Source organism: Pseudonocardia sp. SID8383 (genome assembly GCF_009864975.1).
GTDB lineage: Bacteria > Actinomycetota > Actinomycetes > Mycobacteriales > Pseudonocardiaceae > Pseudonocardia > Pseudonocardia alni.
Window position 1 is genome coordinate 1 of record NZ_WWFY01000551.1, and the last position, 23,830, is coordinate 23,830.

Annotated in this window: 24 protein-coding genes and 1 tRNA gene; 21 read left to right on the plus strand and 4 right to left on the minus strand. The window is 73.5% G+C overall.

The window, feature by feature from the left end; genetic code table 11:
- On the plus strand, positions 1-916 hold a 916-nt coding region (locus tag GTW08_RS13340), incomplete at its 5' end, for a transglycosylase domain-containing protein (RefSeq protein ID WP_202417122.1).
- Between the two features lie 37 nt (positions 917-953).
- On the opposite strand, the gene otsB is transcribed toward GTW08_RS13340, so the two are convergent.
- From otsB to GTW08_RS13355, 3 genes are read right to left on the minus strand one after another with little or no spacing between them, the layout of a single operon-like run.
- On the minus strand, positions 954-1,718 hold the full coding sequence (otsB, locus tag GTW08_RS13345; RefSeq protein ID WP_073576734.1) for a trehalose-phosphatase: 765 nt from the start codon (positions 1,716-1,718) through the stop codon (positions 954-956).
- On the minus strand, positions 1,715-3,115 hold the full coding sequence (locus GTW08_RS13350; RefSeq protein WP_304580162.1) for an alpha,alpha-trehalose-phosphate synthase (UDP-forming): 1,401 nt from the start codon (positions 3,113-3,115) through the stop codon (positions 1,715-1,717). Before GTW08_RS13350 ends, otsB begins: the two co-directional genes overlap by 4 nt.
- A gap of 50 nt (positions 3,116-3,165) precedes the next feature.
- A complete protein-coding gene (locus GTW08_RS13355; protein WP_100878895.1) occupies positions 3,166-4,638 on the minus strand; it encodes a threonine/serine ThrE exporter family protein in 1,473 nt (490 codons plus the stop codon).
- 154 nt (positions 4,639-4,792) lie between these two features.
- Here GTW08_RS13355 and GTW08_RS13360 point away from each other — a divergent pair.
- From GTW08_RS13360 to GTW08_RS13415, 12 genes are all read left to right on the plus strand, one after another.
- Positions 4,793-4,867: transfer RNA gene (locus GTW08_RS13360), tRNA-Thr, on the plus strand.
- 350 nt (positions 4,868-5,217) lie between these two features.
- Positions 5,218-5,397 carry an Asp23/Gls24 family envelope stress response protein gene (locus GTW08_RS31050; protein ID WP_073576731.1) on the plus strand — a complete coding sequence of 60 codons (180 nt, stop codon included), beginning with the start codon at positions 5,218-5,220 and terminating at the stop codon, positions 5,395-5,397.
- Positions 5,398-5,763: 366 nt separating this feature from the next.
- Positions 5,764-5,907, plus strand: a complete 144-nt coding sequence (locus tag GTW08_RS13370) for a hypothetical protein (protein ID WP_161151993.1) — start codon at positions 5,764-5,766, stop codon at positions 5,905-5,907.
- 118 nt (positions 5,908-6,025) lie between these two features.
- Positions 6,026-6,361: an Asp23/Gls24 family envelope stress response protein gene (locus tag GTW08_RS13375; protein ID WP_073576730.1), complete on the plus strand. Its 336-nt coding sequence runs from the start codon at positions 6,026-6,028 to the stop codon at positions 6,359-6,361.
- A gap of 73 nt (positions 6,362-6,434) precedes the next feature.
- Positions 6,435-7,145 carry an RNA polymerase sigma factor gene (locus GTW08_RS13380; protein WP_083658818.1) on the plus strand — a complete coding sequence of 237 codons (711 nt, stop codon included), beginning with the start codon at positions 6,435-6,437 and terminating at the stop codon, positions 7,143-7,145.
- Positions 7,142-7,753, plus strand: a complete 612-nt coding sequence (locus tag GTW08_RS13385) for an Asp23/Gls24 family envelope stress response protein (RefSeq protein WP_139282895.1) — start codon at positions 7,142-7,144, stop codon at positions 7,751-7,753. Before GTW08_RS13380 ends, GTW08_RS13385 begins: the two co-directional genes overlap by 4 nt.
- A 202-nt stretch (positions 7,754-7,955) precedes the next feature.
- The gene (locus GTW08_RS13390; RefSeq protein WP_073576728.1) at positions 7,956-8,903 is read left to right on the plus strand and encodes an acyl-CoA desaturase; all 948 of its coding nucleotides are present in this window, start codon (positions 7,956-7,958) and stop codon (positions 8,901-8,903) included.
- Between the two features lie 59 nt (positions 8,904-8,962).
- Positions 8,963-9,271, plus strand: a complete 309-nt coding sequence (locus tag GTW08_RS13395) for a YciI family protein (RefSeq protein ID WP_073576920.1) — start codon at positions 8,963-8,965, stop codon at positions 9,269-9,271.
- A gap of 159 nt (positions 9,272-9,430) precedes the next feature.
- Entirely contained in the window at positions 9,431-10,966 is a 1,536-nt protein-coding gene (locus GTW08_RS13400; RefSeq protein WP_073576919.1) for an acyl-CoA synthetase, read from the plus strand.
- A 33-nt stretch (positions 10,967-10,999) separates the two neighbouring features.
- On the plus strand, positions 11,000-11,998 hold the full coding sequence (locus GTW08_RS13405) for an LLM class flavin-dependent oxidoreductase (RefSeq protein ID WP_073576727.1): 999 nt from the start codon (positions 11,000-11,002) through the stop codon (positions 11,996-11,998).
- A gap of 133 nt (positions 11,999-12,131) precedes the next feature.
- Positions 12,132-14,084 carry an acetoacetate--CoA ligase gene (locus tag GTW08_RS13410; RefSeq protein ID WP_073576726.1) on the plus strand — a complete coding sequence of 651 codons (1,953 nt, stop codon included), beginning with the start codon at positions 12,132-12,134 and terminating at the stop codon, positions 14,082-14,084.
- A gap of 2 nt (positions 14,085-14,086) precedes the next feature.
- Positions 14,087-14,833: an LLM class flavin-dependent oxidoreductase gene (locus tag GTW08_RS13415; protein WP_073576725.1), complete on the plus strand. Its 747-nt coding sequence runs from the start codon at positions 14,087-14,089 to the stop codon at positions 14,831-14,833.
- Positions 14,834-14,845: 12 nt separating this feature from the next.
- On the opposite strand, the gene GTW08_RS13420 is transcribed toward GTW08_RS13415, so the two are convergent.
- Positions 14,846-15,841, minus strand: coding sequence for a PaaX family transcriptional regulator C-terminal domain-containing protein (locus GTW08_RS13420; RefSeq protein ID WP_073576724.1), 996 nt, complete (start codon positions 15,839-15,841; stop codon positions 14,846-14,848).
- 170 nt (positions 15,842-16,011) lie between these two features.
- On the opposite strand from GTW08_RS13420, the gene GTW08_RS13425 reads away from it, so the two are divergent.
- From GTW08_RS13425 to GTW08_RS13460, 8 genes are all read left to right on the plus strand, one after another.
- Complete coding sequence (locus GTW08_RS13425) at positions 16,012-16,932, plus strand: transporter substrate-binding domain-containing protein (RefSeq protein ID WP_073576723.1); 921 nt, start codon at positions 16,012-16,014, stop codon at positions 16,930-16,932.
- Positions 16,929-17,822 carry an amino acid ABC transporter permease gene (locus tag GTW08_RS13430; protein WP_073576722.1) on the plus strand — a complete coding sequence of 298 codons (894 nt, stop codon included), beginning with the start codon at positions 16,929-16,931 and terminating at the stop codon, positions 17,820-17,822. The genes GTW08_RS13425 and GTW08_RS13430 overlap by 4 nt, the downstream gene beginning before the upstream one ends.
- Positions 17,819-18,595 carry an amino acid ABC transporter ATP-binding protein gene (locus GTW08_RS13435; protein ID WP_073576721.1) on the plus strand — a complete coding sequence of 259 codons (777 nt, stop codon included), beginning with the start codon at positions 17,819-17,821 and terminating at the stop codon, positions 18,593-18,595. Before GTW08_RS13430 ends, GTW08_RS13435 begins: the two co-directional genes overlap by 4 nt.
- Positions 18,592-19,737 (plus strand): CapA family protein, encoded by a 1,146-nt coding sequence (locus tag GTW08_RS13440; protein ID WP_073576720.1) that lies wholly within the window; start codon positions 18,592-18,594, stop codon positions 19,735-19,737. The genes GTW08_RS13435 and GTW08_RS13440 overlap by 4 nt, the downstream gene beginning before the upstream one ends.
- Positions 19,734-20,984 carry a CaiB/BaiF CoA transferase family protein gene (locus tag GTW08_RS13445; protein ID WP_073576719.1) on the plus strand — a complete coding sequence of 417 codons (1,251 nt, stop codon included), beginning with the start codon at positions 19,734-19,736 and terminating at the stop codon, positions 20,982-20,984. The genes GTW08_RS13440 and GTW08_RS13445 overlap by 4 nt, the downstream gene beginning before the upstream one ends.
- Positions 20,985-20,997: 13 nt before the next feature.
- Positions 20,998-22,107 (plus strand): 2-hydroxyacyl-CoA dehydratase family protein, encoded by a 1,110-nt coding sequence (locus GTW08_RS13450; protein ID WP_073576718.1) that lies wholly within the window; start codon positions 20,998-21,000, stop codon positions 22,105-22,107.
- On the plus strand, positions 22,104-23,375 hold the full coding sequence (locus tag GTW08_RS13455; protein ID WP_073576717.1) for a 2-hydroxyacyl-CoA dehydratase family protein: 1,272 nt from the start codon (positions 22,104-22,106) through the stop codon (positions 23,373-23,375). Before GTW08_RS13450 ends, GTW08_RS13455 begins: the two co-directional genes overlap by 4 nt.
- The coding region (locus tag GTW08_RS13460; protein WP_161151994.1) for an MFS transporter at positions 23,368-23,830 on the plus strand (463 nt) is incomplete at its 3' end. The genes GTW08_RS13455 and GTW08_RS13460, both read left to right, overlap by 8 nt.

The window sequence follows — 23,830 nt, forward strand, 5'->3', positions numbered from 1 at the left end:
CCCGATCGGGCCGCAGGTCGCGGCGCTGCGGGAACGACTGCGCCGGCTGCGGCCGCAGCGGCCCCCCGGGACCCCGCCGCCGTCGACCCGGGTCCGGCTGCGCAGGCTGCTGCGCTGGGCCCTGGTCGCCCAGGCCGTCCCGCTGGTCCTGGTGCTGCTGTTCACCCTGGTCAACCCGCCGTACACGATGTTCCGGCTGTGGAACTTCGGGCCCACCGTCGCGCAGTGGACCGACGCCGAGCACGTGTCGCGCAACTTCCTGATCGTGGTGATGGGGCAGGAGGACCAGCAGTTCCCGGAGCGCACCCTCGCCGTCGACTACGGGATGCAGTGGGCGCGCGTGCAGGCGTACATGGACGGCACCGACGACCCGTCCGGGTCGACCATCACCCAGCAGACGTCGAAGAACCTGTTCCTGTGGGCCGGGCGCTATCCGCCGCTGGAACCGGTGCGCAAGGCACTGGAGATCCCGCCGGCGGAGACGATGGAGCTCGTCATGTCCAAGCGCCGGATCCTGGAGATCTACGTCAACGTCGCGCAGTTCGCGCCGCGCGTCTACGGCGTCTGCGCCGCCTCCTGGTACTACTTCGGCAAGTCCAGCCGCTCGCTCAGCGTGGACGAGTCCGCGCAGCTCATCGGGCTGCTGCCGTCCCCGCTGCACGTCGAACGCGCCCCCGGCGGCGGCATGCGCTTCCTCGGCGACTCCAACGGCAACGGTGTCGCCGACCCCGGCGAACGCGGTTGGATCAGCGCGAAGGGCTACTGGCACGCCCGCGAGCGCGCCCCGCGCTGGTACAACCAGATGGGTGGGCTCGCCGCCACCGAGGGCCTCGGGATCCCCGGCAACGCCTCCGACCTGCCCGCCGCCGACGACCCGTGCCGCGAGCCCCCGGCCGCGCTGGCCGACCTCGACTGAGCTGCCGCGACCTGGTCAGGACCCGGTCAGGACCTGGTCAGGACCCGCAGCGCAGCGCGGCCAGCCGCTCCAGGACCCCGGCCATCTCCTGCGGGTCGGCGACCCGGAAGCGGGCCGCGGTGTCGCCGTCGCCGACCTTGATGCCGACGTCGCCGTCGCCCAGCACCCGGAACGCGGTCTCGTCGGTGACGTCGTCCCCGGCGAACAGCACCGCGTCCGCGTGCAGGGCCGACCGCAGCGCCTCCACCGCGGAGCCCTTGGTGGTCTCGACGACGGCCAGGTCCAGCACGTCCTTGCCCGCGACGGCGTCGACGCCGTCACCGGCCCACTCGGCGTCGACCCGCTCCAGCAGCGCCGCCCCGGCGGCCGGGTCCATGCCGCGCACGTGCACCGCTCCGCCCGCGGGCTTGGTCTCCAGGCGCGCCCCGGGGGTCCCGTCGACCAGGGTGCGCAGGCCGTCGAGCAGCGCGGTCCGCCGGCGCTCCTGCGCAGGCGTCAGCAGGCCGCCGCGCCCGAGCAGGGCGGCGAGCCCGTCGTCGTACTCGGCGCCGTGGCTGCCCACCAGCCCGACCGGCGGGACGAACCCGGAGACGGTTGCGAGGTCGTCGCGGCCGCGGCCGGACAGCATCACGACGGTCGTCGCGTCGTGCGCCGCGAGGCGCCGGACGGCGTCGGCCGAGGCGGGCAGCGGCCGCGACGCCGACGGGTCGTCGACCAGCGGGGCCAGTACGCCGTCGAAGTCGAGGGCGACGAGCAGCCGCCCCACGCCGGCGAGCTGCTCCACGGCGGCGTCGGGGCTCACTGCTCGACCCGGATGCCGAGCGCCTCCAGGAACCCGGTGGCCCAGCGGTCGACGTCGTGGTCGAGGACCTGGCGGCGCAGCGTGCGCATCCGTTTGCGCCCCTCTTCGGCGTTCATGGTCAGCGCCGCGTAGAGCGCCTCCTTGACGCCGTCGGTGTCGTGCGGGTTGACCAGCAGAGCGCTGGTCAGCTCGATCGCGGCACCGGCGAACTCGGACAGCACGAGACAGCCGCCGTCGTCGGGGCGGCAGGCGACGTACTCCTTGGCGACGAGGTTCATGCCGTCGCGCAGCGGGGTCACGAGCATGACGTCGGCGGCGAGGAAGAACGCGGCGAGCTCCTCGCGCGGCAGCGACCGGTGCAGGTAGTGCACCGCCGGGTGCCCGACGCGGGCGAACTCGCCGTTGATCCGGCCGACGGCCTGCTCGATGTCGGCGCGCATCTGCTGGTAGTGCTCGACCCGCTCCCGCGACGGCGTCGCCAGCTGGATCATCACCGCGTCGTCGACGGACACCCGCTCCTCCTCGAGGAGCTCGTGGAACGCGCGGAGCCGGACGTCGATGCCCTTGGTGTAGTCGAGCCGGTCGACCCCCAGCACGATCTTCTCCGGGCTGCCGAGCTCCGTCCGGATCTCGGCGGCGCGCTTCTCGACCTCGGGGGTCCGGGCCAGCTCGTCGAGCCGGTGCGAGTCGATCGAGATCGGGAACGCGCCGAGCCGGATCCGCCGTCCGCCGTGGTGGAGCACCTCGGGGTCGCGGTCGGGGGAGGCCCCGGCGAGCTCCTGGGCGAGCCAGTGGAAGTTGCGGACGCCGCCGTCGGTGTGGAAGCCGACGAGGTCCGCGCCGAGCAGTCCCTCCATGATCCGGGTCCGCCACGGGAGCTGGCGGAACAGCTCGACCGGCGGGAACGGGATGTGCAGGAAGAAGCCGATCCGCAGGTCCGGGCGCAGCTCGCGCAGCTTCCCCGGGACGAGCTGGAGCTGGTAGTCCTGCACCCAGACCGTCGCGCCCTGCGCGGCGACCTTGGCGACCTCCTCGGCGAAGCGCTGGTTCACCGCGGTGTAGGCCCGCCACCAGTGCCGGTGGAACTGCGGCGGTGCGACGACGTCGTGGTAGAGCGGCCAGAGCGTGCCGTTGGAGAAGCCCTCGTAGTAGTCGGTGACCTCCTGCGCGGTCAGCATCACCGGGAACAGCGACAGGCCGTCCTCGGCGAAGGGCTCGACCTCGGCGTCGGGGACGCCGGGCCAGCCGACCCAAGCACCCTCCCGGGCCCGCAGGGTCGGCTCCAGCGCCGTGACCAGGCCACCCGGGCTGCGACGCCAGGTGGTGCTGCCGTCCGGGTGCCGCTCCAGGTCCACGGGGAGCCTGTTGGCCACCACCACCAGATCCGCTGCGGTCACCGGTTCCCCTGTGGACACATGCCCTCCTCGACGCTCGCCCCGTGGCGACCCTACTTCGGATCGGCCCCGTCGGCCGTGGTGTCGGGCACCGGGGCGCCGACGGCCGCGGCGCCGGTGGGGGAGCTCTCGGCCCCGCCGGGCCGGTCCTCGGGACGGCGGCGCGGGCTGGCCACGAACTGCCCCAGGGCGACGCCCGCGGCCAGCGCCAGACCGACGGCCAGCGCGATCGTGATCGTCACCAATCCCTCGGACGGCCCCTCGATCGCCAGCTGGTAGAAGCCGCGGTAGGCGGCCAGACCGGGCAGCAGCGGGGTGACCCCGGCGAGGGTGACGACCATCGGCGGGGTCTGTGTGCCGCGCCGCAGCAGGCCCGCCGCGAGCCCGACGACCAGGGCCGCGGCCCCGGTCGCGGGTACCTGGCCGAGCCCGGCGTTCTGCGTGAGCAGGCCGTAGACCAGCCAGCTCGACGCGCCGACCGCGCCGGCGATCGGCAACGACCGCAACGGTGCGTACCCGGCGAGCGCGTAGAACGCCGCCGCCAGCGCACCGGCGACCAGCGAGAGCCCGAACTGGCCCGGTCCCGACGGCAGGTCCCCGGACACCTCGATCTGGGTCCCCATCGCGAGCCCGAGCTGCAGGCCGAGCACGACGCCGGTCAGAAGCCCCGCCGACAGCAGTGAGATCTCGACCATGCGGGCGGCCGCGGTCAGGTAGTAGCCGGTCAGGGCGTCCTGCACGGTGGAGACCACGCTCAGCCCGGACAGCAGCACCGTGATGCCCGCGGCGACGATGTAGGACGCCCGGGTGCCCGGCGGGAACACCTCCAGCTGCACCAGGGCGACCGTCGAGGCGGTGACGAGGAAGCCACCGACCACCTGCTGGAAGAACGCTGCGACCCCGCGCCGGGCCAGTACCCGGCCGATCCGGTCGATGATCGCGGTGGTGACGAACGCCGTCGTCGCGGTCAGCGGGCCGCCACCGAGCAGCAGGGCGATCGACGCGGCCAGCGCGGCCCAGCCGAACGTCGCCACCCAGCGGGGGTAGGGGTGCGGGTGCCGCACGACCTCGGAGACCTTCGACGACGCCGCCCGCACGTCGAGCCGACCCGCCTCGACGTCGCGGATGATCGCCTCGGTCTCGGCGAGGCGGGACAGGTCGAGCGTGCGGTAGCGGACCAGCCGCATCGTCGTCACCGGCTGGGCGGCGTTGCCGCGGTGGCAGCACATCGTGATCGAGGTGAACGTGATGTCCACGTCGACCGCCGGCAGACCTGCCAGGTTGGCCAGCCGCAGCATCGTCGCCGTGACCTCGTCGACCGATTCGCCGGAGGACAGCTCGATCTCACCGATCCGCATGCAGAGGTCCAGGACCTCCTGCACACGGGCGTCGTCGGGGACCTGCGGGCCGAGCATGAGCATCGGCACCGTCGACGGACCCGGGGTGAGCAGCCGTTTCGCGTCACGCCGCAGCGCGCCGCGCAGTCGCCGTGCGAACCGGTCGGCCGGCGGCGTCTCCTCGGCCACGATCCCTCCATTCCGTCGTGCGGGTCTGGCGTCGCCCACCAGGCTAGGGGCGGGCCGCCGACCGGCGTCGGGGCGTCGGCCTACCTCACACCGTCCGACGGCCGGGCGGGGTGAGCGGTTGCGACGGAGGGGCGGGTTAGGCTGGGGCCTGCCCGCCGGTGTAGCTCAGTGGTAGAGCAACCGCCTTGTAAGCGGTAGGTCGTCGGTTCGATCCCGACCTCCGGCTCCAGGTCCGATCAGCGGTCCGCTCCGGAACGTCTCCGGCAGGACCGCTCGCACGGCTCCCCGTGGTCGAGGCCGTGCCGGCCGGCCGACAGCGTGACGCAGGGCTATGGACGATTCGCGAGACGCCGGGTGGCAGGACGACCCTCCACTCTCGCCGGCACCGGTCTCCCCCGGTTGCGAGGACCGACCGCTCGGCGATGGTTCACATCACAGCACCGCCGCGTGAGGATCCTGTCCCGATCGTGTCCCACGGCTGTGGAACGGAACGAGACCTTCCGGCAACGGAGGCCTCCTCCGCCGCAGAGGCCCCGGCACACCAGGCGGCCGGGCCCGCGGCACGAAGGGAGACAGGACATGACCACCTCGGACACCCCCACGGCGACGACCCCGGGCCCGGCGGCGTCGGGCGCGCTGTCCTCCGGCCGGGGCAGTACCCGGATCGCCGAGGCAGTCGTCGCCGAGATCGCAGGTCCGGCGGCCCGCGAGGTCCGCGGCGTGTACACCCTCGGCGGCGGAGCGGCCCGCATCGCGTGACGTCCACCCCGGGCCGGCCCTCGCCCCGGCCGCGACCCGGGCGCTGAGCTGCGCTGCCGGAGGGAACTCGCACCCGGGCCCTGCGGCGAGGTCGACGGCCACCTTCCCCGGCCGTCGGACGGACGGCCTGCACGCCCGACGGGATCGCCGCCCTGGTCCGTGCATCCGTTGCCTCCGCCGGACGGGCGGCCGAGATCGTCGTCGTGATCGAGGGCTGCAGGTGCTCTCCGCGGCGCCGCACCGACCGGCTGCCTCTCGTCCGCGTCGACCAGGTGGTGAATCTGCGGGCGATGCGCCCGTCCGCGGTCGGTCCGCCGACGGACCCGGCATCACCCGATCACCGACGACGATGTCGAGGACGACCGAATGAGTGAGCACCATGCCGCTGACGTGCTGGTGGACAGGCCGGGCCCGGGGACCGTGGTGCTGCGGATCGTCGGCGAGGTCGATGCCGCACGCATGCCGGAGCTGCGGCGCACGTCATCGCGCTCGTGCCGGAACCGGTTCTGACCCGGTTGTGCGTGGACCTGGCTGCGATCGCACCTGACACACAGCCGGCGGCGCACGACCGGGCGCCCACCCCCCACACGACCTCGACAGCTCGCGACGACGAGAGAGGAGAGGGCCCATGACCGACCCCCGACCAGTACATCCTGACCACCTCAGTGTCCCACTCGCCGACGCGGTACGGGGCTGTCCGGGCGTCGTCGATCTCCACGGCGGGCCCTTCGGGACCGTCGCCACCCATCTGCCGGGACGGCGAGTCGTGGGTGTCCGCCTCGGCGTCGACCCGGGGAGCGCCGAGCGGACGGGCGCGGACGCTCGACGCTCCACGCATGTCGACGTCCACGTCGTCGGTCGCTACCCCCATCCGATCGCCGAGATCGCCGACCAGGTCAGAGCCGCTGTCCGCTGTGTCATCCCCGACGCGGGAATCACCGTCACCGTCGAGGACTACAGGTGACCCCCGCCCGTTGCGCGCGTGGGCGCACTGCTCCGCCGGGCGGGATGTTCGTGTCTACGCAACGATCGTCCGCATGTCCGTCGCCCCTGTCGCCGGCTCGGGGGCGTCGGCGCACTCGGCACCGCAGCAACGAGTTCCCGAGGCCGACAGGTCGGCGTCGACCATCCCGCCGGAGGTACGGAGCCACGTGGCGCACGACGACAGCCGGCCCCGCCCCGTCCCGGCGCGGCGTGGGCCCCGTCCCGAGCGGCTCGACCACCAGGCCGACGACTGGCTCGTCGGCAAGGCCCAGGAGGGTTCGCTCGACGCCTACGAGGCGCTCGTACGGCGACACCGCGACCGCATCTACCGGATCGCCCTGCGCATGCTCGGCAACCCCGACGACGCCGAGGACGTCGCCCAGGAGGTCGTCATCCAGCTGTGGACGGCGCTGGCCGGATTCGCGGGCACGAGCCTGTTCACCACGTGGCTCTACCGCATCGTGGTGAACCGTTGTCTGGGCACGATCAGGCGTCGCCGTGAGGACACACCCCTGACCGATCCCGACATCGTCAGTTCGCCGGGCGCCGACGCCCAGGTGATGGCCAGGAACAGGCTCTCGGCGATGCTGGCGGCGGTCACCGGTCTCCCACCTGAACAGCGGGCCCCCGTCGTGCTGGTGGACATCGAGCAGCTGGGCTACGACGAGGCCGCCGCCATCCTCGGCGTCTCCGAACCGACCTTGCGCGGCCGTCTGTACCGAGCCCGCCGCCGGCTCGCCGACACCATGCGGGAGTGGGCATGACCGAGCACGACCAGCCCGACCACACCGACCGTCGGGACCGGGACACCCTCACCTGCGGCAGGTCGGTCGACACGCTGCTCACCCAGGTCGCCGACGGCCGCGGTGCCGACCGTGACGTGCACCAGCAGGGCTGCGTGCACTGCCAGGCGGCTCTCGCGGAGTACGACCGGCTGTTGTCACCCCTGCGCGACCTGGCCGCCGAGCAGGTGATCGCGCCCGAGGGGCCGATGGAGGAGGCGCTCGCGCGCATCCGCAGCGCGATCGACGACAGCGACTACGCCACCGTCCGCACTGCCGACGGGCTCACCCGCGTCGCCGCGCGGGTGGTCGTCGCCGCTGCGCGGCACTCCGCCGAAGGTGTTCCCGGTGTCCGCGTCGCCCTGAGCCGTGACCTGTCCGGCCACCGCGACTCGGACTCCGAGGTCACCGCAGGCGTCGCCGGGGCGAGCACGGCCCTGGAGATCACCCTCGCCGCGGACTTCGGACGCCCGCTGCACCAGCTCGCCGACGACGTCCGCCGCGCCGTGGTCGCCACGGTCCGCCACCTCACGGACCTCGAACCCGTCCAGGTCACCGTGCTCATCGACGACGTCTTCACCGAACCCTGAGGATCGCGGTGACGTACGCCGCCCGCCCGATCGCGGGCTCCCCGGTGAGCTGTTCACCGCGAGCGGACGGTCACGTCGTCGTCGCAGGTTCTGCTCACGGGGGTACGGGATCGCGCGAACGGCCCAGCCGAGGAGATACCCCCTTCCACACAGGGGGGCCAGCCGGACTGTGCCGACGCCGGTCACCCGATGTAGTGGAGCCATGACAACACTCGACGCGGCACCGGCTCCCACGAAGAGCGGGCCCGCACCCGTCCTGGACGGGAAGCGCCCGCCGGGGGAGATGTTCCTGGTGGGGCTGTTCGTCGTCCTGCCGACCCTGGCGCTGCTCGCGGCCGTCCCCCTCGCCTGGGGGGCGGGCTTCCTGGGCTGGACCGACGTCGTGCTGGCTGTCGTCTTCTACTACGTGAGCTGCCTCGGCGTCACGGTCGGGTTCCACCGGTACTTCACCCACGGCGCGTTCAAGGCGAAGCGCCCGCTGCGGATCGCGCTGGCGATCGCGGGCAGCCTGTCGCTGCAGGGCAGCGTGCTCGACTGGGTCGGTGACCACCGCCGGCACCACGCGTTCTCCGACAAGGAGGGCGACCCGCACTCGCCGTGGCTCTACGGCACCGGCCCGATGGCCCTGGTCAAGGGCTTCTGGCACGCCCATCTGGGCTGGCTGTTCCAGCGCGACCTGACCAATATGAAGCGGTTCGCCCCGGACCTGCTGGAGGACCGCGACATCGCCCGCGTCGACAAGGCGTTCCCGCTGATCGTCGTCGCGAGCCTGCTCGGCCCGGCACTGCTCGGCGGTCTGATCACGATGTCCTGGTGGGGTGCGCTGACCGCGCTGTTCTGGGCGGGCTTCGTCCGCGTCGCGGTGCTGCACCACGTGACCTGGTCGATCAACTCGATCTGCCACATCTGGGGCGAGCGCCCGTTCGCCGCACGCGACAAGTCCGCCAACGTCTGGTGGCTGGCCGTGCTGTCCTGCGGCGAGTCCTGGCACAACCTGCACCACGCCGACCCGACCTGCGCCCGGCACGGCGTGAAGAAGGGCCAGATCGACATCTCCGCCGTGGTCATCCGCGGTTTCGAGAAGGCGGGCTGGGCGACGAACGTCCGCTGGCCCACCACCCGTCGCCTGGAGCGCCTCGCGGCGAAGTGACGACGGACGACGACGCCGACGGTGGCCCCGTCGGCGTCGCCGCGTGCGAGGATCGCGGTGTGGCCACGACTTTCGCACTGATCTACACCTACACCGACGACACGGAGCTCCGGGACGCCACGCGTCCGGCCCACCGTGACTACCTGCGCCCCCTCGCCGAGGACGGGACGATGCTCGTCGCCGGCGCCTGGGCCCCGGGTGAGGCCCCGGGCGGCCTGCTGATCTTCCGCGTCGAGGACCGGGCCGCCGTGCAGGCGATCGTCGACGCGGACCCGTTCTCCACGGCCGGCGTCGTGGCCCGCGCCGAGATCCGCGAGTGGGCGCCGCCGCTGGGCCCGCTGGCCGGGGCGCTGACCGGGCAGGCGTAGGCACCACTCCCCGCACCACGACGGCGGACGGACCGGGACCACTCCCGGGCCGTCCGCCGTCGGCGTTCCCCACCCCGGTCGGGCAGGAATTCTTGACAACTGTCCAGATTCCCGCCACGGTCGTCGCTGTCCGCAACGGTGCAGATCCGGGGAGCCGCGATGTCGCTGACCTTCTACCTCGACAAGGGCGCCTCCCTCGATCCCGCGGCCCCCTGTCTGACCCTCGACGGCACGACGCTGTCCTACGGCGACGTCGTCGAGCTCTCGCACTCCGTCGCGCGGGCGCTGCGCCGCTCCGGCGTCGCGCCGGGGGACAAGGTCGGCATCCTCTCGGCGAACGACCCGACCGCGTTCTCCTGCGTGTTCGGCATCGCCCGCGCCGGCGCGGTGTGGTGCCCGATCAACCCGCGCAACGCGGCGGGCGAGACCGCCGAACTGCTCGATCTGTTCGACTGCACCACGCTGATCTACCAGCCCTCCTTCGACGGCCTGGTCGCCGAGATCGCCCCGGACCTCCCGCAGCTGACCACCCTCGTGCGTCTCGGTGACCCCGGCCCGGACGGTCGTGCCGAGGCCTTCGACGCCTGGCTCGACGCCGCCCGCGACGACCCGTCCGCCGAGGCGGCACCGCCCGACGAGATCGTGGCGCTGGTCGGCACCGGCGGCACCACCGGGCGTCCCAAGGGCGTGCTGCTGACCGACCGCAACGTCGAGACGATGTCGGCGATCACGCTGATGAGCTATCCGTTCGGCGAGCGGCCCGTGTACCTCGCGCTGGCGCCCCTGACCCACGCCGCGGGCGTCCTGTGCTTCCCGGTGCTGGCTCGCGGCGGCGAGGTCGTGATCATGGCGAAGCCCGACGTCGGCCGGTTCCTGGAGCTGATCGAGGCGCACCGGGTCACGCACACGTTCCTGCCGCCCACGCTGATCTACATGGTCCTCGGCCACGAGGCGCTCGACGCGACGGACCTGTCGTCGCTGCAGTGCTTCTGGTACGGCGCGGCCCCGATGTCGGTGGCCCGGCTGACCGAGGCGCTGGACCGGATCGGGCCGATGGCGCAGCTGTTCGGCCAGTCCGAGGCCCCCATGATGATCTCGACGATGTCGCCCGCCGAGCACCGTCACGCCGACGGGAGCGTCGCCACCGAACGGCTGGCCTCGGCCGGGCGGCCGTCGCCGCTGGTCACCGTCGCGATCCTGGACCAGCAGGGCCACCCGGTCCCGCGTGGTGAGCGCGGCGAGATCTGTGTGCGCGGTTCGCTGGTGATGGCGGGCTACCACCGCAACCCCGAGGCGACCGCGGAGGTGTCGGCGCACGGCTGGCACCACACGGGCGACATCGGCCTGCTCGACGACGACGGGTTCCTGCACATCGTCGACCGGGCCAAGGACATGGTCATCTCCGGTGGGTTCAACGTGTACTCCGCCGAGGTGGAGCAGGCCCTGATGGCGCACGACGCCGTCCGGGACTGCGCGGTCGTCGGGCTGCCCGACGAGAAGTGGGGCGAACGGGTCACCGCGGTGGTCCAGCCCCAGCCCGGTGCCGAGATCGACACCGAGGAACTGGTCGCGTTCGTCAAGGCGCGCATCGGCTCCGTGAAGGCCCCCAAGCAGGTCGAGCTCTGGGCCGATCTTCCGCGCTCGACCGTGGGTAAGGTTCTCAAGAACGAGATCCGCGTCACACTCTCCCGTTAGCGACCCTGTCATGCCGCAAGGAGGCAGCATCACATGAAGCTCGCTCTGTACCTCCCCAACTTCCGCGACCTCGTCACGGTCAAGGAGCTGGAGGACCTCACCGCGCTCGCCGAGGAGCTCGACTTCGACTCGGTCTGGACGCTCGACCGGATCGTCGTCCCCGAGAAGTCCGACCGTCAGGAGCTGCAGTACTCCTTCGGCATGATGGACGGGCTGCCGAACGGGCTGCCGGTGTCCTCGCGCGGTCGGTGGTTCCAGGGCTACCCGCTGATCCCGTGGCTCGCCGCGAAGACCACCAAGGTCCGCATCGGCATGAGCATCATCGACACGCCGTTCCGCTCGCCCGGCGTCCTCGCCGCGGAGCTGGCGACCATCGACCACCTCGCCGGCGGCCGGCTCAACGTCGGCGTCGGCTCCGGCTGGATGCCCGAGGAGTTCGCCGCGGCGAGCGCCACGGACATCTTCCCGAGGCGCCACAAGCACGTGCGCGAGTCGATCGAGATCATGCAGGGCATCTGGGACAAGGGCGCCGACCACTACGAGTTCCACGGCGAGTTCGCCGACTTCGACGCCTGCGGCTTCGGGCACAAGCCGCTGCAGGACCCGCGCCCGCCGATCTTCATGAGCGGCCTCAAGGACCCGCTGCGCTCGGCGCGCCGGATCACCAAGTACGACCTCGACGGCTGGATCGGCATCCAGGACTCGCCCGAGCGCCTCGCCCAGTGGATCACCGCCATCGACGAGCAGTTCGAGGAGATCGGCAGCCCGAAGCGGGCCAAGGACCTGGAGATCTGCTCGATGATCTGGACGGTCATCACCGACGAGGAGGTCGACCAGACCGTCAACGGTGTCGCGTCGAACCTGCTGGTGGGCACCGAGAAGCAGCTCACCGACCGGCTCAAGGCGTACAAGGAGGCGGGCATGACCATGCCGCTGATCTGGCCGCCGTTCGCCGACGTCCCGGTGTCCAAGACGCTCGACGACCTCAAGCGGATCAAGAACGACATCATGCCGAAGGTGCTCGCCTCCTGAGCACCCCGAGCCGGGTGTCCCTCGGCGACCCCGCCGAGGGCTGACCGCGGCACCGCACCGCAGCACCGCGTCGGCGGGTCCACCTCCCGGGTGGGCCCGCCGACGCGCGGGACGCCCCACGGAGGAGACACCGATGACCGACGTCCTCTGGAGCCCGTCGGCGGAGCGCATCGAGCAGTCCGCGCTGCGCGCCTACCTGGACTGGCTGGCCGAGCGGGAGGGCCGTCCGTTCGACGATCACGACGCCCTGCACACGTGGTCGGTCGCCGACGTCGACCGGTTCTGGCGCTCGGTCGTCGACTACTACGACGTCGCGTTCTCGACGCCGTGGGAACAGGTCCGCACCGCGGACGACATGCCGCACACCCGGTGGTTCACCGGGGCCCGGCTGAACTGGGCCGAGCACGCGCTGCGCCGCGGCGCCGACGACGACCCCGCGCTGGTGTGCGTGCAGGAGGGCGGGGCGCCCGCCCGGGAGATCACCCGTGGCGGGCTCCGCCGGTCGGTCGCGGCCGCCGCCGGCTGGCTGCGCCGGGCCGGGGTGCGCCCCGGGGACCGGGTCTGCGCCTACCTGCCCAACACCGAGCACGCCGTGATCGGGCTGCTGGCCGCGGCCGCGGTCGGCGCGGTCTGGTCGTGCTGCTCGCCGGACTTCGGTGCCGAGGGCACCATCGGCCGGCTCGCCCAGCTCGAACCGACCGTGCTCGTCGTCGCCGACGGCTACCACTGGAACGGCCACGAGGTCGACCGCGCCGACGTCGTCGCGCGGCTGCGGGCCGAGCTGCCGACGGTGCGCCACGTCGTGGCCGTCCCCTCCGTGTTCGACCGGCCGGTGCCGGAGGGCGCGACGCCGTGGGCCGAGCTGCTCGCCGTCGACGCCGAGCCGGAGTTCGCGCAGGTCGAGTTCTCGCACCCGCTGTGGGTGCTGTTCACCTCCGGCACCACCGGCCTGCCGAAGGGCCTCGTGCACGGCCACGGCGGCATCACCCTCGAGGGCCTGAAGTGGTCCGGGCTGTACTGCGGCCTGCGGCCCGGCGAGCGCATGTTCACCTACACCTCCACCGGCTGGGCGCTGTGGAACATGCAGCTCGGGGCGCTCACCCAGGGCGCGAGCATCGTGCTCTACGAGGGCAGCCCCGGCCACCCGCCGGGTGCGGTCTGGGAGGTCGCCGCCCGGACCGGCGCCGACGTCGTCCTGATGGGGGCGGCGGTCGTCACGGCGACGGCGAACACCGGGGTGTCCCCGCGCACCGAGCACGACCTGTCCCGGCTGCGGCACGTCATGGTCAGCGGCTCGGCGCTGCCGCCCGCCGGCTACGACTGGTTGTACTCCCACGTCCGCTCGGACATGCGGATCGACTCGACCAGCGGCGGCACCGACGTCTCCGGCTCCTTCGTCGGCGCGAACGAATACTCGCCGGTGCGGGCCGGGCGGATCGGCGGTCGCCTGGCCGGTGTCGACTGCGCGGCCTGGGACGACGACGGGAACCCCGTCGTCGACGAGGTCGGTGACCTGGTGGTCCTCCAGCCGATGCCGTCGATGCCGGTGCACCTGTGGAACGACCCGGACGCCGAGCGCTACACCGACTCCTACTTCGACACCTGGCCCGGCGTGTGGCGGCACGGGGACTGGGTGACCCTGCACGCCGACGGCAGCGTCGCCATCCACGGCCGCTCGGACTCCACGCTCAACCGGCAGGGCGTCCGGCTGGGCAGCGGCGACTTCTACGACGTCCTCGACACGATGGAGGAGATCGACGAGGCGCTGGTCGTCGGCGTCGATCTCCCCGACGACGAGTACTGGCTGGGCCTGTTCGTCGTCCCCGCGCAGGGTCACACCCTCGACGACGACCTGCGGGCCACGATCGTGTCCGCCCTGCGGTCCCGGCTGACGCCGCGGCACGTCCCGGACGAGATCGTCGAGGCGCCCGCGGTGCCGCACACGCTGAGTGGGAAGCGGCTGGAGGTCCCGATCAAGAAGCTGATGGCGGGCCGTCCGCTGGAGAGGGCCGCGAACCTGGCCTCGGTCGACGATCCGGACGCACTGCGCTGGTACGCCCGGTTCGCCGCGGACCGGCGGGCGTAGCGGTGCGCCTCGGCGCGACGCTCGCGCACCTGTCCGACGCGCCGCCGTACCCGGTCGCCGGGTGGGCCCGGCGACTCGCCGGTGCCGGTTTCGCGCACCTGTGGGCGCCGGAGATCATCGGCCGTGGACGGCTGGTGCCCGACCCGTTCGTCGCGCTGGCCGTCGCGGCCGGGGCCACCGACGGCGTCGGCCTGTCGACGGGCACGGTGCAGGTCCCACTGCACCACCCGGCCGAACTGGCCCACCGGATGCTGTCGCTGCAGGCGGTCTGCGGGGACCGGCTCGCGTTCGGCATCAGCCCCGGCTCCACCCGCGCCGACTACGCCGCCCTCGGCCGCGACCACCGCGGTCGTTTCCGGATGTTCGACGAGAACGTGGTCCGGCTCCGTGACCTGCTGGAACGTGGTGGTGATGCCGACGCCCGGCTCGCCGACCCGCCGGCCACCCGGCCGCCGCTGCTGCTCGGCTCCTGGGGTGCGAACGTGGAGAAGGCCGCCCGCGGCTTCGACGGTTGGCTCGCCTCCGGCTACCGCACCACGCCCGACGAGATGGTCGAGGCCCTCGGCCGCTTCCGGGCCGCCGGGGGGCGACGTGCGGTCGCCTACGCCCTGCCGGTGCCCGCGGGTGCCGACCTCGGTCGCCTCCGCGACGACCTGGAGCGCTACGCCGATGCGGGGTTCGACGACGCCGTCGTGGTGATCGGGTCGGGCGGCCCGGACCCCGACGAGGTCCGGGCGCTGCTGCCATAGCGCGGTGCCCGCTCAGGCCGACGGCCTGCCGCGGCCCACCTCGTCGAGCCTGCGCTCGCGGACCGCCTGCTCGAACGGGGTGTCGCCCCGTGCCCGCCGGTCGCCGAGCTCGGAGTACAGGCGCGCGATGCGGGCGCTGTCGTGGTGCGAGGCCAGCTCGGCGAGACCCGGGTCGACCTCGGCGAGTACCTGCCGGAACCGGTGCTCCGCCAACGGCCCGAGCCGGTCGTAGACCTCGATGAACAGCCGTTGCGCCTCCGGCCGTGCCCACCCCGCCGGGAGCATGACCGCGGGGAGGTCGGGGTCGCGCTCGGGGAAGGTGCGCCACGCCACCCGCAGCTCGGTGCGGATCCGCAGCGCCTCGGCCGGGCCGATCCGGCCCGCGGCGAGGCCGTCGCGCAGCGGTGCGTAGATCCGGACGAACTCCGCGTACTCGGCGGCCAGGCCCTCCACGTCGAACGCCGACGCGGGCCCCCCGCCGTGCGGGCCGCCGGGCACCTCGGTCGCCCGCAGGACGGTCGCCCGACCGATGCCGAGCTCGGCGACGAGGTCGCGGGCGGGCCCGGCGAGGTCGTGCGGCGAGACCCACAGGCCGTCGTACAGGGCGGCGAGCCCGAGTACCCGCAGCCGGGAGCGCAGCGCCGTGCGGATCTCGCGTTCCTGTTCGGGCACCGAGAACGCGACGACGGTCCACCGGCCGTCCCAGGGCGGCGCGGACGCGCCGAAGACCAGCATCCGGTGGGTCCGGTGCACGATGACGTCGCTGGTCCGGGGCGGGATGCCGTAGGCCGTGGTCCGGCCGGCGCGCGAGGTCGTCAGCAGCCCCTTGGCGGCGAGCCGCCGCATCGCCGCACGGGCGTTCTCCCGGCCGATCCCGAACTCGGCGAGCAGCCGGACCAGCGCGGCGGACGGGATGTGCTCGTCACGCCAGTACCAGTAGTCGCCGAGCAGCGAGGTCAGCAGCAGCTGTGGCTCCGCCCGTGTGCGCCCGTCGTCCGGCATCGACATCCCTCCCGCGGGGGAGCGTACGTGTCGCCCGTCGGTCTTCCGCAGAGCGGAAAGGAGGTGTTGTCATAGGCGACACCTCGTGCGACGCTCGTCGCTGTCGACGTCGGCAATGATCGTGAACCGCCGACCGGCCCACACATGGCACGACCCAACGCAGGGAGTACCTCGCCATGCGCCACACCCGCCCACGCCGTCCCCGTGTCCTGGGCCTCGGCGTCCTGTCCGCCTCGGTGCTGCTGCTCGCCGGCTGTGGGATCGGGGGCTCGGGGGACCCCGCGGAGACCCCGCTGCCACCCGGCGCGAACGCCGAGCTGCACGCCGCACTGCCCGACGCGGTCAAGGAGGCGGGTGTCATCCGGTTCGCCGGCGACTCGCATCCGCCGTACCGCACGGTCGCCGGTGACGGCAGCATCACCGGTATCGACCGGGACTTCCAGGACGCCCTGGCCCGGGTGCTCGGCGTTCGTACCGAGACCGTGGTCGTCGACAGCCTCCCGGCCGCGCTGCAGGGGATGCTGGCGGGCCGCTACGACGCCTTCAACGGACCCGTGAAGGTCACCGCCGAGCGCGAGCGGCAGTTCGACACGGTCACCTGGATGACCACCAGGACCTCCTACGTGGTTCCCGCCGACTCGACCCTGGACGTGCAGGCCGCCGACGACCTGTGCGGCCGGCGGGTCGCCGTGACGACCGCGAGCGTCGTGGAGGAGCAGCTGCGGCTGCTCTCCGGGTACTGCACCCGTACCGGCAGGCCGGAGGTCACCTCGATCGGGCTGGCCGACACCAACGCCACCCTGCTCGCCGCCCGGTCCGGCCGGGCGGACGCCGCCGGGATGACCCAGGCGGCCGCGATCGACGTGACCGCACAACAGCAGGGCGTCTACACCTACGTCACGCAGACCGAGGAGCAGGGCGCCACCGTCGACAAGCTCGCGCTCTACGTCCCGAAGTCCGAGGAGCTCGGGCCGGTGATGCAGCGGGCGTTCGAGGAGCTGTTCCGGGACGGCACCTACGCCGGGATCATGTCCCGCTGGGGCCTCGACGACGTGACCGTCCCGGCGCCGGAGCTGAACGCGGGGACCACGCCGTGACCGTCACCGCGCCGCCGTCGACCAGCGGCCCCGGAACGCACGACGTCGCGACCGCCCGTCCCCGGTCCCGCCCGTGGCGCTGGGTCGCCTCGCTGCTGCTGGCGCTGGTCGTCGTCCGCATCGTCGTCTTCCTGGTCGGCAACGAGCGGTTCCAGTGGGACGTCGTCGCCGCGAACCTGTTCGCTCCCGCGGTGCTCCGGGGCCTGGTCACGACCTTGTTGCTGGCGGTCGCCGCGATGGTGATCGGGTCGTTGCTGGGCGGCCTGCTCGCCGCCGCGCAGCTGTCGGACCTGGGGCCGGTCCGCTGGGCCGCCACCGTCTACGTCGGCGTGTTCCGGGGCATCCCGCCGCTGGTCCAGCTGATCTTCTGGTTCAACCTGGCCTACCTGGTGCCGCGGATCTCGATCGGCCTGCCGTTCGGCCCGACCCTGGTGTCCTGGGACGCCAACGACGTCATCACCCCGCTGACCGCGGCGGTCATCGGGCTCTCGCTCGTCCAGTCCGCCTACATGGCCGAGATCGTGCGCGCCGGGATCCTCGGCGTCGACCACGGGCAGCGCGAGGCCGCGGCCGCGATGGGCTTCACCCCGGCCCAGACGTTCTTCCGGATCGTCCTGCCGCAGGCGATGCGGGTCATCATCCCGCCGTCGGGGAGCCAGTTCATCACGGTCGTGAAGGGCACCGCGCTGGTGTCGGTGATCGCGATGAACGACCTGCTCAACGCGGTGCAGATCATCTACAACCAGACCTACGAGATCGTCCCCAACCTGCTCGTGGCCTGCATCTGGTACCTGGCCGTCGTCACGCTGCTCACGGTGGCGCAGCGACGGCTGGAGCGCCGGTTCGCCCGCGGGCACGTCCGGACGGCCGCGGCCGGAGGTGCCTCGTGAGCCCCGTCCTGCACCTGCACCGTGTGACCAAGCGGTTCGGGTCGCACGCCGCGCTCGACGGCGTCGACCTCGACGTGGCCGAGGGGGAGGTCGTCGTCGTGATCGGACCCTCGGGGTCGGGCAAGTCGACGCTGGTCCGCTGCGTCCACCAGCTCGAGTCCCTCGACGCCGGCGGGATGTACCTCGACGGCGAACTCCTCGGCTACGCCGAGCAGCGCGGGGGGCTGCGCCCGCTCAGCCCGAAGGGCGTCGCCACCCAGCGCCGCCGGATCGGCATGGTGTTCCAGCAGTTCAACCTGTTCCCGCACTTCGACGCGCTGCGCAACGTCACCGAGGCGCCGCGGCGGGTGCACGGCCGGTCTGCCGCCCGGGCCCACGAGGAGGCGGTCGCGCTGCTGGAGCGGGTCGGTCTCGGCGACCGGTTGCACCACTACCCGCGCCAGCTCTCCGGGGGGCAGCAGCAGCGCGTGGCGATCGCCCGTGCGCTGGCGACCCGGCCGCGGATCCTGCTGTTCGACGAGCCCACCTCCGCGCTCGACCCGGAGCTGGTGGAGGAGGTCCTGGGCGTCCTGCGGACGCTGGCCGCCGACGGCCTGACGATGGTCGTGGTCACCCACGAGATGGCCTTCGCCCGCGAGGTCGCGGACCGCGTCGTGTTCATGGAGGCCGGTCGCGTCGTCGAGATCGGGCCGCCCGCGCAGGTCTTCGGGAACCCGTCGAGCGAACGGCTGCGCGCCTTCCTGTCCCGCCACACCCGGGAGGTCCCCGCATGAGCACACCGGTCACCGTCGCCGCGGTCGGGGACCTGATCCTCGACGAGCCCGACCCCGCGTCGTTCCTCGCGCCGGCCGCCGCGCTGCTCCGCGCCGCCGACCTGACTGTCGGCCACGTCGAGGTCCCGCACTCCACGACCACGGCGCAGGTGTCCACCGACGTCCCGGCCCCGCCGGCCGACCCGGCGGCGCTCGGTGCGCTGGCCGACGCCGGGTTCGACGTCGTCACCCTGGCCGGCAACCACGTGTTCGACGCGGGCGAGGTCGGTGTGACCGACACCGTCGCCCACGCACGCCGGGCCGGGCTGCTCACCGCCGGCGCGGGAGCCGACCTCGCCGAGGCCCGCGCGCCCGCCGTCGTCGAGCGCGGCGGCCTGCGGATCGGGGTGCTGTCCTACAACTGTGTGGGTCCGCGCGAGTCCTGGGCGACCTCCCGCAAGGCGGGCTGCGCCCCGGTGCGGGTGCTCACCCACTACGAGCTCGACCACGCCAGCCCGGGCGGGCCGCCGCGCGTCTACACCTTCGCCGACCCCGACTCGCTGGCGGAGATGACCGACGACGTCGCCCGGCTGCGTGCCGAGGTCGACGTCGTGCTGGTCGCGCTGCACAAGGGCGTCGGCCACACCCCGGCGGCGGTCGCGATGTACGAGTCGCCCGTCGCCAGGGCTGCCGTCGACGCCGGTGCCGACGCCGTGTTCGGCCACCACGCGCACATCCTGCGCGGCATCGAGGTCTGGCGCGGGAAGCCCATCTTCCACGGACTCGGCAACTTCGTGACCGTCACCCACGCGCTGACCCCGGCGTCCGGCGGGGACAGCGCCGAGCGGGACGAGTGGGCCCGGCGCCGCACGGAGCTGTACGGCTTCGCCCCCGACCCGGACATGCCCTTCTACCCCTTCCACCCCGAGAGCCGCGACACCGTCGTCGCGACCTGCCGGTTCGACCGCGGCGGGCTCGTCGAGGCGGGGATCGTCCCCTGCCGGATCGACGACGCCGGTCGTCCCGTCCCGCAGGGACCGGACTCCCCCGTCGTGGACTACGTCCGCGACATCACCACCCGTGCCCGGCTGAATGCCCGCCTGGTCCGCCGGGGCGACGACTGGCTCGTCGCCGGGGCGGGCTCGTCCGAGGAGACAGCGTGACCGAGAACGCGACCGCCCAGCCGCTCGCCGGCCGCACCGTCATCGATCTGACCACCGCACTCGCCGGCCCCTACGCCACCCTGCTGCTCGCCGGGCTGGGCGCGACCGTGATCAAGGTGGAGAACCCCGCCACCGGCGGCGACACCTCCCGCAACAACGCCCCCTACCTCGGCCGGGACGGCCTGGCGCTGTCCCGCCTGCACGACGACGACATGTCGGTGTCCATGCTGCTGCGCGGCCGCGGCAAGCTCAGCGTGACGCTGAACCTGAAGGACCCGCGGTCCAAGACGGTGTTCACCGACCTCGTCCGGCACGCCGACGTGCTGGTCGAGAACTACTCCCCGGGGGTCACCTCGCGGCTGGGGATCGACTACGCCGCGGTCCGCGAGATCAACCCGGCTCTGGTGTACACCTCGATCAGCGGGTTCGGCGCCCAGGGCGGTCCGGGGTCGGGCAAGGCGATGGACGCGATCATCCAGGCCCTGTCCGGGGTGATGATGACCGCGGGCGAGCCCGGCGGTGACCCGGTGCGGTTCGGGCTCCCGGTCGGGGACCTGCTCGCCCCGCTGTACGCCGTGGTCGGGACGGTGTCGGCGCTGCTGCAGACCGAGCGCACCGGACAGGGCCAGCACGTCGACGTGTCCATGCTGGGCGCCCTCACCTCGCTCGTGGCCTGCGAACCCTTCGACGCCTACGACGCCGTCGGGCTGGAGCAGCGCACCGGTGCGATGGTCCCGCGGCTCGCCCCGTTCGGCATCCTCCCCGCCGCGGACGGCCACGTCGCGCTCTGCGCGCCCACCGACGCCTTCGCCCGCGGCGTGCTGCGCGCGATGGGGCGCGCGGACCTCGTCGACGACGAGCGCTACCGCACGCGGGACCGCCGGGTGGAGCGCGCCGACGAGCTGCACGCGCTGATCGCCGCCTGGTGCCGGGACCTGCCCCGGGCCGAGGTGATCGCGCGGCTCACCGCCCAGGGCGTGCCCGCGGCGGAGGTGCGCGACCCCCTGGAGGCCGTCCGGGACCCGCTCGTGCGCGAGCGCCGGGAGGTCGTCCCACTCACCCACCCGCGGCACGGCGCGGTGGCCGACCTGTCCGCCACCGGGATGCCCATCGTGTTCTCCGGCTCCGACGTCGGGCTCGACGGCCCCGCGCCGGAACTCGGCCAGCACAACGACCGCGTGTACCGCGAGCTCCTCGGCTACGACGCCGACGACGTCGCCGCACTCACCGCCGACGCCGTCATCTGACCCGGAGGTTCCCATGTCCGCAGCCCTCGCTGCGTTGCCGGCCCCTGCCCGCCCGGAGGCGGGCGACACCCGCCCGGTCGCCGGCCACGTCGGTGCCGACGTGCCGGTCGAGCTGCTCACCGCCGCCGGCTACCGCCCGCTGCGGCTGTCCGGTTCGCCGGAGGAGGACGCCTCGGCCGGACGACGCCTGCTCGGCGGCGGACTCGACCCGGTCGCCCACTCGGTGCTGACCCGGCTGCTCGACGGGGCGTACGGCCCGCTCGACGTGCTCGTCGTCTCGCGGGACTGCGAGGCCTCGCTGCGGCTGTTCTACGTGCTCCGCGAACTGCGCCGGGTCGAGCCGTCGGTCGCGCTGCCCCCGGTGCACCTGGTCGACGTCCTGCACCTGCCGCACCGCACGACGACCCGCTACGTCCTGGCCAAGGTCCGCGGTCTGCGGACCTGGCTGGGCGAGCGCTCCGGGCGCCCCGTCGGTGACGACGCGCTCGCCGCCGCCGTCGTGGCGCACGACCGGGTACGCGGCCTGCTGCGCGCCGTGGGGGACCTGCGCTCCGCCCGCCGGCTCACGGGCACCGAGTTCCTCCGGGTCGTCGACGCGGCCTGCGCCCTGCCCCCCGGCCGCGCCGCGGAGCTGCTGACGACGCTGGTCGAGGAGCTGCCCACGCGCGACCCGCGCCCCGGGCACCCCGTCCACCTCACCGGGTCCTCCCACGACGGGACCTCGGTCTATGCGGCGCTGGAGTCCGCCGGGCTGGTCGTCGTCGGCGAGGACCACGACCGCGGCGACCTGCTCGTCTCCCGTGACGTCGGCGCTCCCGGCCACCCGGCCGGCCTGGAGCTCGCGCTCGCCGAGCGGTACCAGGCCAACGGGCCGTCGGCGGCACGGTCCTCGATCGCGGAACGGGCCACGCACACCGCCGCCCGGCTCCACGCCCGGGGTGCGGCCGGCCTGCTCGGCTACGTCCGCGAGCACGACGACGCGCCGCCCTGGGACTGGCCCGCGCAACGCGCCGCCGCCGGCGTCCCGGCGGCGCTGCTGGAACGCCAGCCCTACGGCCGGATCGACCCGGAGGACCTCGACCGGGCCCTCGCCGACCTGCGCCGACCGGCGGACGCGGCGTGAGCGCCCCGGCCCGGGCGGACCGGCTTCCCAGCGCGGCCGAGGCGACGGCGTACCAGCGCCGGTGGTTCGCGGAGCTGCAGCGCGACCACCTCCCCGGGGCCCCGATGGCCCTGGTCAACGCGGACGCCCCGCAGGAGGTGTTCCGTGCGATGGGGATCCCGTACGTGGTCAACCAGTGGTGGGCGTCGATCGTGTCCGCCAAGCGGCGCACCCAGGAGCACCTGGCCCGCCTGCGCGAGCGCGGCTATCCGGACTACACCGAGCAGTACAGCTCCACCGCGCTCGGCAGCGCCTTCGACCCGGACCCGGCGAGCGCGCCCTGGGGCGGGCTCCCGATGCCCTCGATCGTGCTCGCCGAGACCACCGGCGACGCATCGCGGAAGATCTTCGACGTCTGGGGCTCCCGGCCCGGCGTCACGTTCTTCCCGTTGGAGAGCGCGGCCGCCGACACCGTCCCGGAGCGCTGGTGGGAGCTGATGCCGCACCGCTGGGAGGAGGCGGTCGGGACCGACCGCCTGGACCTCATGGTCGGTGAGCTGGAGGGACTGATCCGGTTCCTGGAGCAGACCACCGGGCGGCGGTTCTCCGAGCGGCGCTTCGCCGAGGTTCTGGCGCTCACCAACGAGCAGGAGGAGTGGAACCGGCGCACCCGGGACCTGATCGCCGCGGCGCGGCCCTGCCCGGTCGCGGTCACCGACTCCATCCCGGCCGTGATGGTGCCCCAGTGGCACCGGGGCACGGTGTGGGCGCGGGACGCGGCCCGCCGCCTGCACGACGAGGTCGCGGACCGGATCGCCGCCGGGTCGGCCGTCGCCGACCACGAGCGCGCACGGCTCATGTGGGTCGGCCGCGGCCTCTGGTTCGACCTGGACCTGTTCCGCCGGATCCAGGAGCGGTACGGCGCGGTCTTCGTGTGGTCGATGTACCTGGCCATCGCCGCCGACGGCTACCTCCGCTACGGCGACGACCCGCTGCGCACCCTCGCTGCCCGGTTCGCGGCGTTCTCCGACCAGCTCTACACGCCACCCTGGTCGGCCGAGTGGTACGTCAAGGAGGCCCGCGCGCACGGTGTCGACGGGGTCGTCCACCTGGTGTCCGACGACGCCCGGGGCAGCTGGGCGACCACCCGGGCACTGCGCGCGGCCGGGATCCCGGTGCTGGAGTTGCACGCCGACAACGTCGACGACCGCGGCACCGGGCCCGGTCACCTCGACGCGGCGGTCGGCGGGTGGCTGCAGGACGAGGTGCTGCCCCGGACCGATGGCTGAGGCGCCGGCCCCCGCGGCGGCGGGCGTCCGCCGCCCGTCCACCCCCGCGGTGCTCGCCGGCGCCCTGGTCGCGCTGTTCACCGGCTCACTCACGAACACGATCATCGGGATCGCGCTGCCCACGATCGCCGGCGAGCTGGGCGGGCAGGACCGTGCCGCCTGGGTCGCCGCGGCCGCACTGCTCACCATGGCCGCGGCGACGCCGGTGTGGGGCAAGCTCGCGGACCGGCGCGGTCCGCGCCCGGTGCTGCTGGCGGCGATCGCGCTGTTCGTCGTCGCGTCGCTGGCGGCCGGCCTCGCCCCGTCCATGGGGTGGCTGATCGCCGGGCGCGCCGTCCAGGGGGCGGCCTCCGGGGGCATCCTCGCCTGCGCGAACGCACTCGTCGCGGTGCTGGTCCCGGCGCGGGAGCGGGGCCGCTACACCGGCTGGTTCGGGCTGTCGTTCGGCACGGCGT

Excerpts from the sequence above, each read along its gene's own strand:
- GTW08_RS13385 (WP_139282895.1), top strand. The coding sequence starts at position 7,142 with ATGACCGAGCACGACCAGCCCGACCACACCGACCGTCGGGACCGGGAC.
- GTW08_RS13370 (WP_161151993.1), top strand. The coding sequence starts at position 5,764 with ATGAGTGAGCACCATGCCGCTGACGTGCTGGTGGACAGGCCGGGCCCG.
- GTW08_RS13405 (WP_073576727.1), top strand. The coding sequence starts at position 11,000 with ATGAAGCTCGCTCTGTACCTCCCCAACTTCCGCGACCTCGTCACGGTC.
- GTW08_RS13380 (WP_083658818.1), top strand. The coding sequence starts at position 6,435 with ATGTCCGTCGCCCCTGTCGCCGGCTCGGGGGCGTCGGCGCACTCGGCA.
- GTW08_RS31050 (WP_073576731.1), top strand. The coding sequence starts at position 5,218 with ATGACCACCTCGGACACCCCCACGGCGACGACCCCGGGCCCGGCGGCG.
- GTW08_RS13450 (WP_073576718.1), top strand. The coding sequence starts at position 20,998 with ATGTCCGCAGCCCTCGCTGCGTTGCCGGCCCCTGCCCGCCCGGAGGCG.
- GTW08_RS13390 (WP_073576728.1), top strand. The coding sequence starts at position 7,956 with ATGACAACACTCGACGCGGCACCGGCTCCCACGAAGAGCGGGCCCGCA.
- GTW08_RS13410 (WP_073576726.1), top strand. The coding sequence starts at position 12,132 with ATGACCGACGTCCTCTGGAGCCCGTCGGCGGAGCGCATCGAGCAGTCC.
- GTW08_RS13400 (WP_073576919.1), top strand. The coding sequence starts at position 9,431 with ATGTCGCTGACCTTCTACCTCGACAAGGGCGCCTCCCTCGATCCCGCG.
- GTW08_RS13440 (WP_073576720.1), top strand. The coding sequence starts at position 18,592 with ATGAGCACACCGGTCACCGTCGCCGCGGTCGGGGACCTGATCCTCGAC.
- GTW08_RS13420 (WP_073576724.1), bottom strand. The coding sequence starts at position 15,841 with ATGTCGATGCCGGACGACGGGCGCACACGGGCGGAGCCACAGCTGCTG.
- GTW08_RS13425 (WP_073576723.1), top strand. The coding sequence starts at position 16,012 with ATGCGCCACACCCGCCCACGCCGTCCCCGTGTCCTGGGCCTCGGCGTC.
- GTW08_RS13375 (WP_073576730.1), top strand. The coding sequence starts at position 6,026 with ATGACCGACCCCCGACCAGTACATCCTGACCACCTCAGTGTCCCACTC.